Genomic DNA, 16,111 nt, shown 5'->3' on the forward strand with positions numbered 1-16,111 from the left:
TTATTAGTGTTAGAAACCTAATTGAAAACCAATGGAATAAGTTTTCATCATCGGATAAGCGTATCCATCAAAATTATTCGCTTCAGGATCACCATACTTTACAGATGGCCCAATGGCTATTAAATTGACACCAGAAACAAATATGTTGAGATGGTGCAGCCAGTCTAATTTTCTAAATGTTTCATATTTAAAGTCATAGGATAGTGTCAAAGATTTGAGCCTCACATAATTAGATTTTCTGGCCCAAAAATCCGAAGAGACATAATTATTATTATCATTCATGCTAGCGTTGCCTGGACGTGGGAAAGTTGCCTGGGTATTTTGAGCCGACCAATTATCATTTTGAAATTGAAAGTCCAGACGTCGTTCCCCTTCTGCCCCCATGGCTACTGTACTCATATAGGTTTCCCTGGCACCCGTTCCCTGAATATTCGCCAAAAGATTCCAGCCTTTTAATTGTGCTCCTACGTCAAAACCAAAAACAAACGTTGGCGAAGAATTATGACCAAATCGCACTTGGTCCTGTCCGTCTATTTTCCCGTCACCATTGACATCTTGATACCATAAATCTCCTGGTCTTAAATCTCTGGCGGTGGTTCGTTTGGGATTATTCAGTATTTGTTCAGGTGTCGTATAAAACTTTGTTCCTATATAACCTGTACCCACATAATGACTTTCGTTTCCCTGATTTCTGATTCTTGGATTTAGCAATGTGAGACTGTCTTCATTGGTTTTAAAGGCAATCGATTGGTAATAGGTAAAGTTAAATCCTGTAGATAGATTTATCTGACCAATTTTGGTTGAATACTTCAAGGAACCGTCCAGTCCCTGTAACCGGTCTTCAGCCTGTGAAACGATTAAAGGTAAATCATAGCCTAAAGGCGCTGTATAGCGAAACTTATTTGCAGAAAGGTAGCCTTTGGTCTTTTCAAAGAACCAGTCCACCGTACCCTCTATTTTATTATTGAACATAAAAAAGTCGATTCCCATATCATATTTAGTGCGGGTATACCAGGTCATGTTAACACTGGGCGTAGGTCCTGGTGATACCGTATTGACTAAATTTCCATCGACGACATAGCCATTGGCGTTATAATTATAAGTGGGTAGATAGGCATAGAGGGAATGATCCACATTGTTTAAACCAATCTCCCCATAGGACCCCCTTAATTTAAGGTAGTTTAGTATCTTACTACTCTTTATGCCTTCAAAAAACTTTTCTTCTGAAATAGCCCAGCCTCCTGACACAGACGGGAAAAACCCCCATCTTTTTCCTGGTGCAAAATTATCTGATCCATCATACCTGCCAGCAAATTCTACCATATAACGCCTGTTATAATCATAATGCAGTCTTCCGACATACCCCATACTGGCCTGCATACCTTCCGAATTGGACCCCGTAATGGTACTAGCATCTCCATTTTGTATCTGATGAATTTCAGTGGAATTAAATCCCCTTGATCCTGAAGACAATGAATTGGAATAATAATGCTGTCTAGTATGGACAATGGTCCCTTCTAGATTATGCATGGAACCAAATGATCTGATATAATCAGCCCGAATATTAAAATCATATTGACTGGTCATAAAACTCGACCGGTTAATGCTGATATTTCCAGGGTCTTCATGTGTCGCATTACCAGCTTCATCATAATAAGTGGCCGTCTGTATCCAATCAACCCTGTCCTGGGTCTGGATATTGTAATTGCCATTAAAAGCAAAACTTAATCCCGTAACATTGGGCACCGCCCATTTCAAAGAACCTGAAAGTTGATTATAAACCGTCCTTAATTTTATATAACCGGGACTAAATAGCTGTAGCGCAGGATTATCAAATTGATTGGAGATGAGCCCTGAATCGGTAAATGGTTTTTCAAATGGATTACGATCTTCCAGTCTGGAATAAATTGTATAGGCTCCCGCTGGCGGATATTTCTCATCGCTAACTGTTCCATTTACATCTAAATCTATCGTCAACCCAATTTTATCAAATCGACTACTAACATTGGACCTGTAATTATACCGATTATAACTCAATGAATTGCCTTTATAAAGGCCTCCCTGACTCAGGGCATTTAAACTTCCAAAAAATCGTAGTCGCTCAGAACCTCCACTTAAGGAAACGGTATGCTCTTGTTGCGGTGCATAGTTTCTAAGCAATGTATTCTCCCAGTTTGTGTATTTATTCAGGTTTTGTGCGATTTCCTGCATTTCCTCAGCAGTCTTAAAAGCATACTTTCCCTGACCTAATGCATCGTCCAAATTATTAATGGCCATCGCATACTGATAAGCATTCATCCTTTTTGGCGCATAGGAAGGGGTATTAAAAGCAAAATTGGCCTGGTAATCAACAATCAGAATACCTGCCTCCCCTTTTTTAGTAGTAACAACAATAACACCATTGCCCGCATTCATCCCATAAACAGCTGTGGAAGCAGCGTCTTTTAATACAGTCATTGATTTAATATCTGCTTTATTCAAGGTTAAAAAACGAGCTCTACTGGAAATAAACCCGTCTATTACATAGAGGGGCTCACCATTACCCTAATAGAAATGCTGGCACCATTTTGCCCAGGCTCAGCAGATCCCTGCTGAACGATTACCCCAGCCACTCTACCCTGCAGAGCAGATCCCATATCTCCAAATGGAATATCTTTTACAGCTTTAGTATTCACCGAGGTAACTGCAGTTGTATTTTTACGGATACTGGTCGTACCAAAACCCACTACTACAACCTCCTCCAATTGTTGGGTTCCTTCCTTCAAATACACATTTAAGATATGGCTCTGGGTTCCAACCACAATTTCACTGCTTAAGTGATTTACATGGTTGATCACCAGTATGCTGTTGGGCTCAACAGATAATTTAAACTTACCATTTTTATCTGTAAAGGTTCCTTTATTCGGACTGCGCTTATCTACAATAGTGGCACTTGATAGTGGAAGCTCGTCTTGTCCATAAACTGTCCCCTGAATAATAATCGTCGTGTCCGCCTTTAATGCTGCATACCCGTTATATCCATCGTAACCGTTCAGCACATTTTCAACATTAAACAGATTTTCACCAGAAGCGGGTATTCTCTCAGCGAAGATGACAGAAGTGGACAATAAAATAGGCAGCAACAGCAGCCTAATACCTAAACTTTTGGTCAGTATAGAATTATCTGCGCTATAATGAACACCAATAGTCCCTTTTTTCATTCGTTTCATTTCAGTTTTATTTAAATAATATCCTAATACCTTCCAGAAGCGCCTCTTTTCTTCGAGTCTCCTGAAAAATTTAATAGCGATTGCAGCTTTAGAATTGCCATGAATTTGTACCGTATTTATCTTTGCAATGCAACCTGAATTCACTCATCCTAAGTCCTACATTGAACTTCAAAAGATCTGTAAATGGATTACCACATAAGCGCAATGTTTAAATTAAAAAATAGGGCATATCATACTAATCATTTAAATTATTTAATCTAGAAAAAATAATATCCTCCATAAGACAATCACTATCACCTTCCTCATGAAACTATATGGTCGACCTACATAATATAGTCCTTCTTTATAATGTTAACACAAAGATAAAAGCAACCATAAGCACCTACTAAAACTTATATAACGATCTTTAAAACAATTATAACATTCTTACACATTGACATTTCTCTTGAAATATTTAAAAACAATAAAAAATATTTAATGGCCATGGCTGATCATTACTCACTTAAAATCAATTCCTTTGCCTATAGTGTGCGTTTATAACTTAAACTCAAGAAGAACAATTATTCTATTATTATTATTTGTTAGAAAAGTCGTTTTAAAAACAAAATCACCTATTTAGGATACTTTGGAATTAGCAAAGGGTCAATAGCACTTAGGTTCCGAGCCCGATCAAGGGCATATTATTGAAGTAACATGATCAGAAACAACGAACTTGGTTAGGCTTGACTAAACAAAACACCAGATTTGTTTTAATCGATCAAACAGGCCAATTTATCTTGCTAAAAAACACTTGGTCTTTTTATTATTTAAACCGATATTTGAAGCGACAAGCACCCCTAAAAAATCAATGTTTTTCTCAAGAACATCAATTAAAGACAAACGAAATACAACAACTAACGACTAAAATAAAACGATCTGCTAATGGCTCCCAACCGTAAACCCAAGTACACCCTCTTTTTCGGTATTGTCTTAGGACTTTGTATAATAAGTTTGCTGAAAATAGCCTGCAATAACAATGTAAAGGCCGCTAGCTTTAAAAGGCTATTGCCAATACATACGTTGATGTTAACACAAACCAAAAAGAAACAACCAGACAGGTCCAACCAAGTATGCATTGCCTATTTTATTACGGATGGCAGAAATCCAGAGTTCAAATTAAGGGATATACCAGAAGGCGTGGATATGGTTATTTTATTTGGTTTGAAGTATTACAACTTATTGGATACTACTAAATTGTCCGCAGGTACCGGTATGATGCAAGGCTTTGAATCCTATCAGGATTTATTTGAGCAGATCAGATCACTTCAAAAAAGAGGCATCCTTGTTCTGCAAAATATTGATGATCAGGCTAGCTGGCAAACCGAAAAACCAGATGGCTTTTCCTCAGCCATTGCATTTGCCGACACTTTAAAATCATTATTGATTGATAAGCTCCACTTAAATGGTATTAGCCTGGATGTGGAGCATAAAGGAAAGCAACCTGACCTACTGCCCCCATTTCCAGGATATGATGAGACAGGATACAAAAGATGGTACACCGGCAGTATGGAAGCTAATACATCCTATTTAAATGTCATAAAATCCCTCACCAAATACTTTGGCACCAAAGCCAGTATACCTGGTCAACAATTGCAAATTGCCTCTGGACTGGATGTATTAGCTTGGAATAAGATTGTTGAGAATTATGGCCGATGTTTTAATTATTTTCAGCTGCAATCCTACGACCGGGATACAGCAGTTACGCAACGCATGATGAATTACATCGTCTCAGGCAATCACCTTCCCCCCGCCAAGATGGTATTCGGAGCCTATATTGAAGGAGGCAAATCATTGGCATCAGATATCCAAGTTGCCAAATGGATCCCCAAGCAAGGATCAAAAGGTGGAATGATGATCTATACTTACAATTCAGATACTTCGGCCGCCAATGCAGTAAAAAAGGCCGTCAAACAAAACGACCAAAATACGCAATCAAATCAGACACAAATTTCAAAATCAAGAACAATGGCCTGGTGGGGAGGATTCAATTCCATAAAAATACCATTGGATAGCCTACCAGACGGATTAGATCAAGTGCATTTGTTTTTACTTGAACTGGACGCAAGACCTGAGGTCGCTCTGGACACAACGCATATCATCATGCAAGGTTACAGCTGGGACAGTATTTTGAATCAGGCACATCGATTACAGCAAAGAGGCATTAAAGTTATTGCAACCATCATGGGCCAGAGAGGTACTAGTGCTCATAAAGGCAAATACAATATTCCTCCAAGCGTCTATCATAAAGCCTTTTCGTTTGGAGCAATCACTGACCCGGCGACCTTTGCTGCTACGATCAAAAAACGGGTAATAGATGACTGGCATTTGGATGGCATCGATCTGGATATAGAAGATGGCTACGGTGGGGAGGCCGCTGCATACAATGTACAGTTAAATGAGGATAGTTCTGCCTATACTATAAGCAAACCTAGCCCTGAAAATATTAGTCATGCCACTGGCTTTATCAGAGCACTTGGCAAATATTTTGGACCAAAATCAGGATCTGGAAAATTATTGATCATAGACAGAGGCCCAAAACCTGGCTATATTATCCCGGCGACCTACCCTTATTTTGACCAGGTTATCATGCAGGCTTACAATTGGTATGACAGCGCCAGTATCACAAAGGCGTATGTACGTTATGCACCTTATTTTAAGGCTGACCAGTTATTTTTTACTTTAAATGCTTCCAGATCTCCAGATGGTTGGGATGAGAACCCTGATGTTATTGCCAATGGCTTCCATCAATACGGTGATATTAACCGTGCAGTTAAAATCGCATCGGAATTGGGACAAATAAAACTACCTGGACAACCCCATTCCATCCACACCGGTGAATATCAAATATCCGGTGATGCAGCTTTAGGATTTCCAATCTTTCATGCTTTAATCAAAGCAAAACAACCAAAATAAAAGGCTAAAAATGGTCACTTTAAAGTCAATTTAATCCTTATTAACTCCTCAATTTTATAAAAAATTAAACCTTTTTAATGTCCAATGTATAAACATATTTATCTGAGCTGAAACACCCGATATTATAAGCTATTGGCAGGCCTTTGCTATCAAATACAAACCTTTCCCGAAATAAAACTGAATCTGCCTTAGCAATATTCAGTTTTCTGGCATATTTACCTGCTATTTGCGCACGGATATGTTCAGTAGATCTGCCCACAACAATCCCGTATTTACTTTCAAGCAGATCGTAAAATGGGATTACAACATCATCCTTTTCATTTACAGGGAGACTCGGATGAAAATAACTTTCAAAATATACAATCGGATGATTTTCAGTACCCATTAATTTTGAACGCATTAGCACCTTTTGGCCAAAGTCTATTTTAAAAAAAGCGGCTAATTTGTTGTCCACTGCTACCCTATCAACCACTAATGACCTATTTATTACCTTTAGCCCTTTTTGATTCATCTCCTGGGTAAAGCTATACCAATGCGCTTTTCCTTTAGTTGGCTTATTATTATTGGACGCTTTTGACCCAACCCTTTTTTTGCGCGTTAACAGGCCTTCTAATACTAGTTTATTCGTTGCTTGTCTGATGGTATTTCTAGACACGCCAAGTCGATTGCTGAGCTCGATTTCTTTTGGAAGTAGCGCTCCATCTTGATACATTGGAGAATTGATTAATGTACGAAGTAAAGCCTCCACTTGAATATGCAATGGCATTGGACTTTTGTGATCAATTTCTAAGGTCATCATGTTATTTTTAGTTCAAAAAAATTAAGTGGACGGTTTTCTTACCTCATTAAGTGCATTATAACCCAGTCCTTCTTTTAGGCTTAAAGTAACCTTTGCGGATGGAAATAATCATATTCACTGTAAGGCAGGACTCATCATGTTTAGTGCATACATTCTCTGTAAATCCACCTTTGGAATACTTAGGCCCAGATCCCAAAACTGCTTGTCTGCATCAAAAAGTAGTGTTAAGGACGGCTCAAAGGAGCACTCATTTACCATCTCAGTAAATAAGTTAGATACTGCCTGACGAAAATGGGTTTCGTTTCGGCTCGATGCCACCTTGAACTTTGGCATAACCATCCTGTTTTGACAATCTGTGGCGTTTATTTCGATCACAACTCCAGCCTTTTTAGTAATATTTAGATAAGCGCCGTGGAGGGTCAATGGGTGATAAAAACTGGTGCAGCGTTTTCTTAATTTACTGGCGCATTTTCGGTCAAAATTGGTCAACTGCTTAGTGGATAAAACCGATTTTACGGTTTCGATTGAACATGTGGCAGCTTTTATTGGCAGCAGACCAAATTTATGGCTTCCTTGCACATAATAGGTACAGCCATTAAGCTCATTTACATCTTCCAGCTCAACCTGACAACTTAAATGCCGCATCGGCCATTCAGACCATCCATAACTAAAATCCTGTTGAAAGGGCCTTCCTTCTATATCAGAGTTTATACCACTAAGCGTGTTTCCATGGAAAAAACAAAAGGATTTACCCAGTAGCTGATAAGCCGCCATACGATAAGCCGGGGAATGGAAAACTATTTCGGGAAGGAAGCTGGCTTGTACTGTTTTGACATTTGCCAACAAGTGATTTATAAGGTGCAATACTTGCTCATCTATTAATTGAATCCCACTAACAAAACCGTTTCTTTCAAAAAAAGCTAACTGCCAGTCAGGTATAATATACTTTCCCCAGTCCGTCGCATTTTGGGGTTGGTCAAATAATCCAGGAATCTGATAAGGATGGCTTCCATTTAATTGTCCAGAAATAGGGCGTACTGCTTCCATAGCCGGATATTTATATTAATAAAAACTATTATTCAAGGTCAGTGCCTCCTTTTTTAATATTTAATATTTCAGGTCGAAGATATGGCCGGTTAAGATCTACTGTCCCCTTCCAAGCATAAGCATCCAACCCTGCAATATGAACAATATCCCTAAGATCTTCTGTAGGCGGCAATTTACCATCCTGGTCCCATGGCAACATTGAGTCTGCGCTCATGTAATGAAGAACAAGCGTCAACCTGAACCGATCTAATGTTTTATTTTTCAATGAACTATGCAATGTATAACCATTGAATAAAATGACACTGCCACTTTTAACTTCAACGGGTAATGCTGCTTCGCTTTTAACCTGGGTTAAATCCACACTGTCTACGTCTGCATACTCCTCACTTTTAATTGGGACGCGGGCAAGGATACTTCCGGGTCTTCCAGGACGGATCCAAAGGCAGCCGTTTTCAACGGTTGCATCGTCAATGGCCATCCAGGCACCTACCAGGGATTTATCACGTGTCGGGATATAATATTCATCCTGATGCCAACTTTGTCCAGCCTTTCCTGGACCTTTTACAAATAGCATACTTTGCATGCACTTTAAATTTGGGCCAACAATTTTGGTCAAAATATCTACGACTTTGGGCTGAAACAATAATTGATAAATGAGCGCAGAAATTTTATGTGGAAAATGGATAGCCACATACCGATTCAACACTTCTTTATCGGACGCATTTTCATTTATAGGCAAAAGCCCTTCTATCGCGCCTCTTTGCCCCTTAAATATGGCCAATGTCTCTTTCCTTAATGCGTCAATTTCTGATGTTGAAAGAACACCTGGTGCAATCAGAAAGCCATACACTGTATAAAAAACAAGATTTTCTTCGCTTACATGGCCATTTGTAAGATAAGCATGATCAATATTCATAAGAACTTATAGGATTTTAAGTGGTAAAGGAAGATAAATACCGGGTAAATCGACAAACATTGTTGCCGTTGCTTCCAAAACACTAAATTAGATTAGCCAATCAGCAATTCGTTGTACTTTTTTCTGTAAAAAATAAACTATTTTAATATTTATTATACAATAATTTTTATAAATTGCCCAATATCGTTCAATTATGAAGCCCAAAATCCAAAAGCTTCCTATAAAAGCCAGCAACTCATTTGTAGCTGAAGTCTTTAGAACACCCCTATTTGAGGTGGGGTGGCACCAACATATAGAATTTGAACTTATTTTATTTTTAGAGGGTTCAGGTCTGAGTTTTATCGGTAACCATGTCGGTGAGTTTGAGTCCGGGGATATTTACTTTCTAGGCACCAATCTTCCACATACGTTTCAAAAACATTCCTCTGAATTAATTACTAGTGCCATCGTAGTTCAATTCAGGGAGGATTTCTGGGGTGAAGGTTTTTTACAAATGCCTGAATGTGACACTCTACGTCAGCTATTTACAATTTCTGGACAAGGGTTAAAAATTACCAACGAAATCAAAGTTGAATTAAATAGCCTGATAGAAACACTAGAAAAAGCCAGTGGCTTTAGTAGAGTACTGCTGTTAGGTCAGTGCCTTGAGTTAATTGCTGGCAGCAAAGCATTCCACATAGTCTCCAAAGGTGAAATAAAGCCAACATCCGGCAAATTAAATTCCCAAATAGACAAGGTATTTAAATATACGATCGAAAATTTCAAGGAAAGTATCACCCTTGCAGATGTTGCTGATATAGCCTGCATGAGTATTCCGGCTTTTTGCAATTTTTTTAAACGAAGCACGCAAAAGACATATATCACCTACTTAAGTGAAATCAGGGTAGGTTATGCCTGCCGATTATTAATAGAAACGGAGAATTCTGTATTGGAAATTTGTTATGAAAGTGGATATAATACGTTGGCCAATTTTCATAAACAGTTTTTAAAAATTAAAAAAATGACGCCCTTACATTATAGAAAATCTTTTGATCCTGCGCGAATCAGCAGGGGAACTAATATTGGTATTGCCTTAGAATAGATTATTGGAACTCTTCTTTTACCTATTCTCAAAAAATAGCAGGTTAACAAAATTACAAACATATTCAAACAATCTTTAATTATTAAAAATTATCCTTCATATTTAAATTTATCTTGTTGTAGTTTCGATCACTTTTTTACCTCTACTAAACGATAATAATTCTTTCCTTTCGTTACAGAATCTCGAATATACCTATCATTTAGATCCTTCAACAGGCCTAACACCAATTCTTTCATTAACGGCGGTTTTAAAGTGTAGCCTTTTGCCAAAAATAACCTCTGAACGCCGTCCATTTCTGGTAAGCCGAACTTTTTTATCTGGCCATGGATTAACAAGGGTGCAATCACGTCCTCTTTCACTAAAAATATTAACGTGGCCAACCACTTCATTTTTCAACGAAGCAGAAACCAAAAATGCTCCCCACGATCTTATATTTTTAAAACTAGCCGGCTGGCTTTTTGGCCAACCAACAAAGAGTCGGATAACATTTCCGACACTCATACAGAACATTTCATCCAAAGCGCCCGCTACGGTACAACTATTTTCTATCCCGTGGGGATTATTAAGTTGGAACCCATTTGGATAGGTATGCAAGGCATATTTATGTAACTCCTTCAGCGTCCTCATAAAGTCATACCCTGTTCTAATGGCTGCCATAAAAAAGCTATTGGATGTATTCATATCTTCCCAGCGTTGCATTTCATCGATCGTATTTTTGGCAGCAATAAGCAAATCTTCCGGGCTATCCAATGTAATGGCAGAGGCCGGAAAGATATGCTGGATTCCAAGACCATTGTCCGGCCACCAGTCAACACCTTTTTCTGTGTATCTAAATACAGTTTTACCATTTCTAATCTGTAGTGGGAAAGCACTAATTTTAGCTAAAATATCCTTCCACTTTGCCTGACGATCTATATCAATATGTAAAGTAGCACTCAAATCCAATATTAAATCAAATGCATTACGAACTAGGCCAAGAGACAAAATAGGGTTCATGTCCTTGCCCGAACCCTCCTGGATTGCATCATTATAAATAACATAACGCCCATTTTCATACTTCAAATAGTCTTCCCAGAAATCAGCTACGGCTAGTGCATATGGGTAAATCTTTTTACCGTAAGCAGTATCATATGTTGTTCGCCATGCCTCAGCCATATTAACAAGACCATATACTGCATTGGATTTCTGCCCGAAAAACAGTCCTTCCTTTTCAGCATTATCACTGTTTTGATAAGCGGGAAAATCACGCGTAGTCTCAATACCCAATGGTCCAATACCTACCGGGTAGAGTATACCTCTGGTATGGGTCACTTGACGTGCATACAAGGCTCCTCGATCCATAAAATCTAGTAAAGGGGCATCTTGGGTCTTCCCCTGCGACACCCTGTTGGCAGCATACAGCGCATAAAAAGGTGCTTGAAAATTATAATTTAAATGATAATCCCCGTTCCACGCCGGCTGGTCGGTGCTCACCCATCCAAATATGGCCGGAGAAAACCGGTTATCCCTGCTACAGGCACCCATTGTATAGAGCCCTTGATAATAGGCCTTCATTAATACTGTATCTGCAATATGAATAGATGATTTATGCCAGTATTGCCGCCACCAGTTGTTATGATGTAATGAGATTTTATCAATTTTTGCCTTATTTATTGCCCTTATCCTTCGAAGAACAAACCCCAAAGGGTTGGGTTTTTTAAAATTACTCTCAACCGCAAGGACGAAAATTATTTTTTTACCAGGTTCTAACCTGATAGCATTGAAATTCGGCTCGGCTCTAAAAACGCCCTTAGTTACAGCTTTTAAAGCCACCCCTACCTCAGTAGCAATATCCACGCTATCCTTAAATGCCCTGGTTAACCATAAACAGTCCTGAGATTGTCCTTTGTTTAAAACGGCACGTTTATTTTCAGGGGCCGATAGACCAATACTGCAATTAGCCGTTCCTTTTAGCGCCGTTAATTCAATAAAAACCAAATTATTTGTAGCGGCTACCCATGATTTAAACCGAATCGACCGCTGTCCCTTTTGTAACAAGCAGGAAGTAATGCCATTTTCAAGCTGTTGGCTGGCTGAAAAATCTCTCTGTTCAAAGTCATCTATTTTCAGATCAACAAATCCAACGACTCTAGGGCCAGATAATCCGTCCGCTTTAGAGCGTAGCCGCCAGAAATCATTTTTGGAGAGATAATAACGTAAAGTATTGTTTTTAAAGCCCAGGCTGACTGTAAGATCTCCATTACCCATTAAAGGAGCATCAGTGGAAACTTGACTGGGCATATGTTTTGGAGCTGTATTCCAAATATTAAAATACTGCTCCGGCTGCGCACCAACAAAGCCAGTACCCCATAACCATAAAATCCCTGCAAATAAGCACTTATACAATCTCAATAGAATATTATTTTAGTATTAAAATAGCCAGGAGCACAATTAAAAATACATGGATTTAGATCCATTGCTGCGTGCCAACTCTCACTTTAAAGACCAACCTATTTCCAAATAAACTACTTGGCCGATATAACCTCCATTGCACTTGAGAGTCCACCACTTTTGGCAATAACCTTAAATTTGCCCTGGCTGCCCTTTTTAAATTTAACAATGGCTAGCACCATGCCATTAAATGCTTTTTTGGAAGGGCTTTGAAAGGAAGCAAAACTGGTTGCATCTCCATTATCGGTTGCCACAATTTCTCCTGGACCTTCCACTGAAAACTGTACCAAATTACTGGCATCCGGCACCATCAAGCCGTCCTTGTCTGTTATTTTTACGGTAATAAATGCCAGATCATTACCTACGGTTTTAATATGATGCCTATCAGTGGATATCTTTAATTGGGTAGCAGGGCTAGTTGTTTTCACAACATCTGTTGCCCACTTTTTGCCATTTTTATAACTCACCACCTTTAATTCTCCAGGTTCATATACCACACTATCCCAGCTGAGTCTAAAGTCAATGCCAGGCCTTTTGGTCTTTTTGCCCAGGCTTTTGCCATTTAAAAACAGTTCCGCCTGATCACCAGAAGTGTACACATCTACGGGAACAATGGAATCAATTCTATTAGGCCAGTTCCAGTGTGGCAAAATATGCGCCATTGGAAGATCTGGTCTCCAATGAGATTGATACAGGTAAAAACGGTCTTTGGGGAAACCAGCTAGATCTACAATGCCAAAGTAACTACTTCTGGAAGGGGGTGTTTTGGCATTCAATTCTTGTAGCTTCCTGGCTAAGGCTGCTTTTTTACTCGGATCATTTCTAAAATTCAGCAAATTGGTCGCATCTGTATTATATGGTGTTGGCTCACCTAGATAATCAAACCCCGTCCAGACAAACTCTCCCAGTAAATTAGGGTACTTAGCATTGATGCGAAACTGTTCATCTGGTGTGCACCCCCAGCCTGGATGGGCATGGTCGTATGAAGTTATTTGCCAGTTTTTATAATCTGTACCAAAAAAATATTCCCCTCTTGAGGATACGCAGGAAGAGGTTTCGCTGCCCAGAGTTGGCATGTTTTTATATCGAGGGTCTTTATCCCAGTCACTTTGTTTATTGAAAAAATAGTTCACACCCATTACATCCAATGCCTGGGCAGCACCGGATGCACGGCCGCCGTCAGGATTATTATACCCGTTGGAGACAGGCCTTGTAGGATCTTCGCCACGTATTATATCTGCTAGGTGCTTGGTTAGCTGAACATCCTCTTGCTCCAGCACTTCATTACCGATGGACCAGATAATTACGGATGGATGATTGCGGTCGCGGTGGACCATGGCAGTAAGATCCTTTTGATGCCACTGGTCGAATAGTTTATTATAATCTAATTTCCTTTTACCATGCTTCCAGCTGTCAAAAGCCTCATCCCAGACTAAAAAACCCATCTGATCCGCCATTTCCAGTAGTTCAGGGGCGGGGGGATTATGAGAAGTTCTCAGCGCATTACAGCCCATTTGTTTTAAGATGACTAATTGTCTATGTAGCGCGCTTTCATTAAAGGCGGCGCCTAACGCACCCAAATCATGATGATTACAAGTACCCTGTATTTCCACTCTACGCCCATTGAGCAAAAAGCCTTTTGTCGCTGTAAATTCAATTGTACGTACACCAAAAGGCGTTAGATAGGTATCCACAACTTTTCTATTGACAATAATCGAAGTCTCAACGACGTAGCGATTAGGAGAAGTAATATCCCAGCGTTTAGGCCGGTTGATTTGGGCACTGGTCCCAGCTGTTGCGCTCCCTCCAATGGGTATATCCAGGGAAGTATTATTAAAATCGGTAACTCTTCTCCCTTTTCTGTTCTGCCCGTCTAATTCATAGACGGCAGACTGAATACTTGCTTTGACCGCTTCCAGCCCCTGATTGTCAACCGTTACAGCCATATTTACTTTGGCGGATGCGTCAGAAACCTGGGGTGTCGTAATATTGGTGCCCCAATGACCAACATGAACCGGATCTGTTTTTACCAGCCAGACATGGCGATAAATGCCAGCCCCAGGATACCAACGGGAATCCCAGTTTTCTGTATCCAGGCGAACAGCGATTAGGTTATCCTCCCCCACCTTAATAAATGGCGTCAGGTCCATCCGAAAGGAGTTATAGCCATAAGGCCAGGTGCCTACATAATGGCCATTCAACCAAATTTTGGCATTCGCCATAGCACCGTCAAAATCCACAAAAATTTGTTTGTTCGCATCCTTAACATCTATCTTAAAATGCTTTCTATACCAACCAATCCCTTTCCAGGGAAGTTTACCCGTTGAACCTTCTAATTCTATTCTGAAAGGCCCGGTAATTCCCCAGTCATGGGGCAGATCCAATTCTTTCCAGGGAGCCACCCGGTCATTTAAGGTAATCTTTTCCAGATTTGAAGGCTCTGGCTTTCTAGTACCGTCTGGCTGTAATCCATAACGTGCAAACAGCCAACCGTCATCAAATAATGTAGTATTGGTCGTACCCATCCTTTTTATAATTTTCTTTTGTGTGAATGCATGTGTCACAAATAGACCCACAAAAACCGTTACCAGCAAAAACTGAATACCCCAACGGTTCGCTTTTGCCTTTATAAGCTTCCTTTTATTATTGCTTTTGATTGTCATATTGGTTGTCAAAATTGATATCTAATCTGATTTATTTTACTATTTACTTTAATATATAATCTACTCTTTCGTTTCAATGTTAGGTGGTAGCATTATATCCTAAATTGTCCGTTGCTAAAACTAAACAAGGCTAATTAGCGGACCTGCATTTGTTTTTTTTTGCGAATTACGCTTCGTATCTATTTTTCAGCAATTGCATCATATATACATTAATTTCATATTGATTGGCTATGGGCATTTGCGTAAAAGGCAACTGCACCATGTAAGGAGCCGGCCCAAACTCTGGCGTAACTGTTAATACACGGCGCCCTTCTTTGCGGTAATGACTAACGACGGCATCCCACCATCCTAAATGTTGCGCTAGCGCTCTCTGATACAATGGAAGGCGTGGATCAATTACCTGTGCCCCCTGCGCATGACCAATGCGGGCATGCAGATGTTCAACACGCTTACAGGCCAGCGCCATTGCCTCCTTTTGATCCTCCAGTAAACTCTCTGCTACGCTACACCAGTGGGAAAAATCAGCTGTAATGCTTAAGTTTGGTAACTGTTGTAAATAGCTGTGTGCGACATGCGCAGCAAAAAGGGCTTTATTGCGATGCGTCTCATGGCAAATTTTAATGCCTGTCTGTTCAGAAAAATCCGCTGCCACCTGAATTAAAGAGGCATTTTGCTCAAAGCTAAAATAATCCTTGCCTGTCTGTGCATTAATCTTTACGGGCGCAGCTGAAGCCAGTAAGTGCAGATAACGGAGGTAATTTTTCTGATGCGCATCAAAATCCTTTTCAAAAGACTGAAAATACTGACCAATAAATAAGAGTCCATTCGCCTTTAAGGCGGCCGTCATTTCTGCTCGCTCATTTACCTGTTCAGGTACAGCGGCCTCAATACCATCATAGCCGCTTTGTTTTACTTTTTTACAAAACGCAGACCAGGGCAAATCCTCTGCCCCCCACCTAGGGCAGTAAAATTGTAGTTTTATATCCATATGTAATTAAGCTTTTATTTGTTTTG

The 16,111-nt window shown here is 39.7% G+C and carries 10 protein-coding genes; 2 read left to right on the forward strand and 8 right to left on the reverse strand.

Annotated features, from left to right (window positions below; all coding sequences use genetic code 11):
* Nucleotides 1-9: 9 nt before the first annotated feature.
* Both FSB73_RS21125 and FSB73_RS25830 read right to left on the reverse strand, forming a co-directional pair.
* The gene (locus FSB73_RS21125; protein WP_262712407.1) at nucleotides 10-2,481 is read right to left on the reverse strand and encodes a SusC/RagA family TonB-linked outer membrane protein; all 2,472 of its coding nucleotides are present in this window, start codon (nucleotides 2,479-2,481) and stop codon (nucleotides 10-12) included.
* A gap of 38 nt (nucleotides 2,482-2,519) precedes the next feature.
* Nucleotides 2,520-3,209: a carboxypeptidase-like regulatory domain-containing protein gene (locus tag FSB73_RS25830; protein WP_225974240.1), complete on the reverse strand. Its 690-nt coding sequence runs from the start codon at nucleotides 3,207-3,209 to the stop codon at nucleotides 2,520-2,522.
* A 1,062-nt stretch (nucleotides 3,210-4,271) separates the two neighbouring features.
* On the opposite strand from FSB73_RS25830, the gene endOF3 reads away from it, so the two are divergent.
* Nucleotides 4,272-6,161 carry an endo-beta-N-acetylglucosaminidase F3 gene (endOF3, locus tag FSB73_RS23395; protein ID WP_158639647.1) on the forward strand — a complete coding sequence of 630 codons (1,890 nt, stop codon included), beginning with the start codon at nucleotides 4,272-4,274 and terminating at the stop codon, nucleotides 6,159-6,161.
* Nucleotides 6,162-6,225: 64 nt separating this feature from the next.
* On the opposite strand, the gene FSB73_RS21135 is transcribed toward endOF3, so the two are convergent.
* The 3 genes from FSB73_RS21135 to FSB73_RS21145 form a co-directional block, all read right to left on the reverse strand.
* On the reverse strand, nucleotides 6,226-6,960 hold the full coding sequence (locus FSB73_RS21135) for a GntR family transcriptional regulator (RefSeq protein WP_146786889.1): 735 nt from the start codon (nucleotides 6,958-6,960) through the stop codon (nucleotides 6,226-6,228).
* 114 nt (nucleotides 6,961-7,074) lie between these two features.
* Entirely contained in the window at nucleotides 7,075-8,007 is a 933-nt protein-coding gene (locus tag FSB73_RS21140) for a phytanoyl-CoA dioxygenase family protein (RefSeq protein ID WP_146786893.1), read from the reverse strand.
* Nucleotides 8,008-8,035: 28 nt separating this feature from the next.
* Complete coding sequence (locus FSB73_RS21145) at nucleotides 8,036-8,923, reverse strand: phytanoyl-CoA dioxygenase family protein (RefSeq protein ID WP_146786896.1); 888 nt, start codon at nucleotides 8,921-8,923, stop codon at nucleotides 8,036-8,038.
* Nucleotides 8,924-9,116: 193 nt separating this feature from the next.
* Between FSB73_RS21145 and FSB73_RS21150 the strand changes: the two genes are divergently transcribed.
* Nucleotides 9,117-10,004: an AraC family transcriptional regulator gene (locus tag FSB73_RS21150; protein WP_146786899.1), complete on the forward strand. Its 888-nt coding sequence runs from the start codon at nucleotides 9,117-9,119 to the stop codon at nucleotides 10,002-10,004.
* Between the two features lie 195 nt (nucleotides 10,005-10,199).
* Here the strand turns inward: FSB73_RS21150 and FSB73_RS21155 are convergent, their stop codons facing one another.
* The 3 genes from FSB73_RS21155 to FSB73_RS21165 form a co-directional block, all read right to left on the reverse strand.
* Nucleotides 10,200-12,395: a glycosyl hydrolase family 95 catalytic domain-containing protein gene (locus FSB73_RS21155; RefSeq protein WP_146786901.1), complete on the reverse strand. Its 2,196-nt coding sequence runs from the start codon at nucleotides 12,393-12,395 to the stop codon at nucleotides 10,200-10,202.
* A gap of 113 nt (nucleotides 12,396-12,508) precedes the next feature.
* Entirely contained in the window at nucleotides 12,509-15,097 is a 2,589-nt protein-coding gene (gene galB, locus FSB73_RS21160; RefSeq protein WP_146786903.1) for a beta-galactosidase GalB, read from the reverse strand.
* A 166-nt stretch (nucleotides 15,098-15,263) separates the two neighbouring features.
* A complete protein-coding gene (locus tag FSB73_RS21165; protein WP_225974241.1) occupies nucleotides 15,264-16,085 on the reverse strand; it encodes a sugar phosphate isomerase/epimerase family protein in 822 nt (273 codons plus the stop codon).
* Between the last annotated feature and the right edge of the window lie 26 nt (nucleotides 16,086-16,111).

This window comes from Arachidicoccus ginsenosidivorans, assembly GCF_007971385.1.
Lineage (GTDB): Bacteria > Bacteroidota > Bacteroidia > Chitinophagales > Chitinophagaceae > Arachidicoccus > Arachidicoccus ginsenosidivorans.

Excerpts from the sequence above, each read along its gene's own strand:
- FSB73_RS21145 (WP_146786896.1), bottom strand. The coding sequence starts at position 8,923 with ATGAATATTGATCATGCTTATCTTACAAATGGCCATGTAAGCGAAGAA.
- FSB73_RS21140 (WP_146786893.1), bottom strand. The coding sequence starts at position 8,007 with ATGGAAGCAGTACGCCCTATTTCTGGACAATTAAATGGAAGCCATCCT.
- FSB73_RS21135 (WP_146786889.1), bottom strand. The coding sequence starts at position 6,960 with ATGATGACCTTAGAAATTGATCACAAAAGTCCAATGCCATTGCATATT.
- FSB73_RS25830 (WP_225974240.1), bottom strand. The coding sequence starts at position 3,209 with ATGAAACGAATGAAAAAAGGGACTATTGGTGTTCATTATAGCGCAGAT.
- galB (WP_146786903.1), bottom strand. The coding sequence starts at position 15,097 with ATGACAATCAAAAGCAATAATAAAAGGAAGCTTATAAAGGCAAAAGCG.
- FSB73_RS21165 (WP_225974241.1), bottom strand. The coding sequence starts at position 16,085 with ATGGATATAAAACTACAATTTTACTGCCCTAGGTGGGGGGCAGAGGAT.
- FSB73_RS21150 (WP_146786899.1), top strand. The coding sequence starts at position 9,117 with ATGAAGCCCAAAATCCAAAAGCTTCCTATAAAAGCCAGCAACTCATTT.
- endOF3 (WP_158639647.1), top strand. The coding sequence starts at position 4,272 with ATGTTAACACAAACCAAAAAGAAACAACCAGACAGGTCCAACCAAGTA.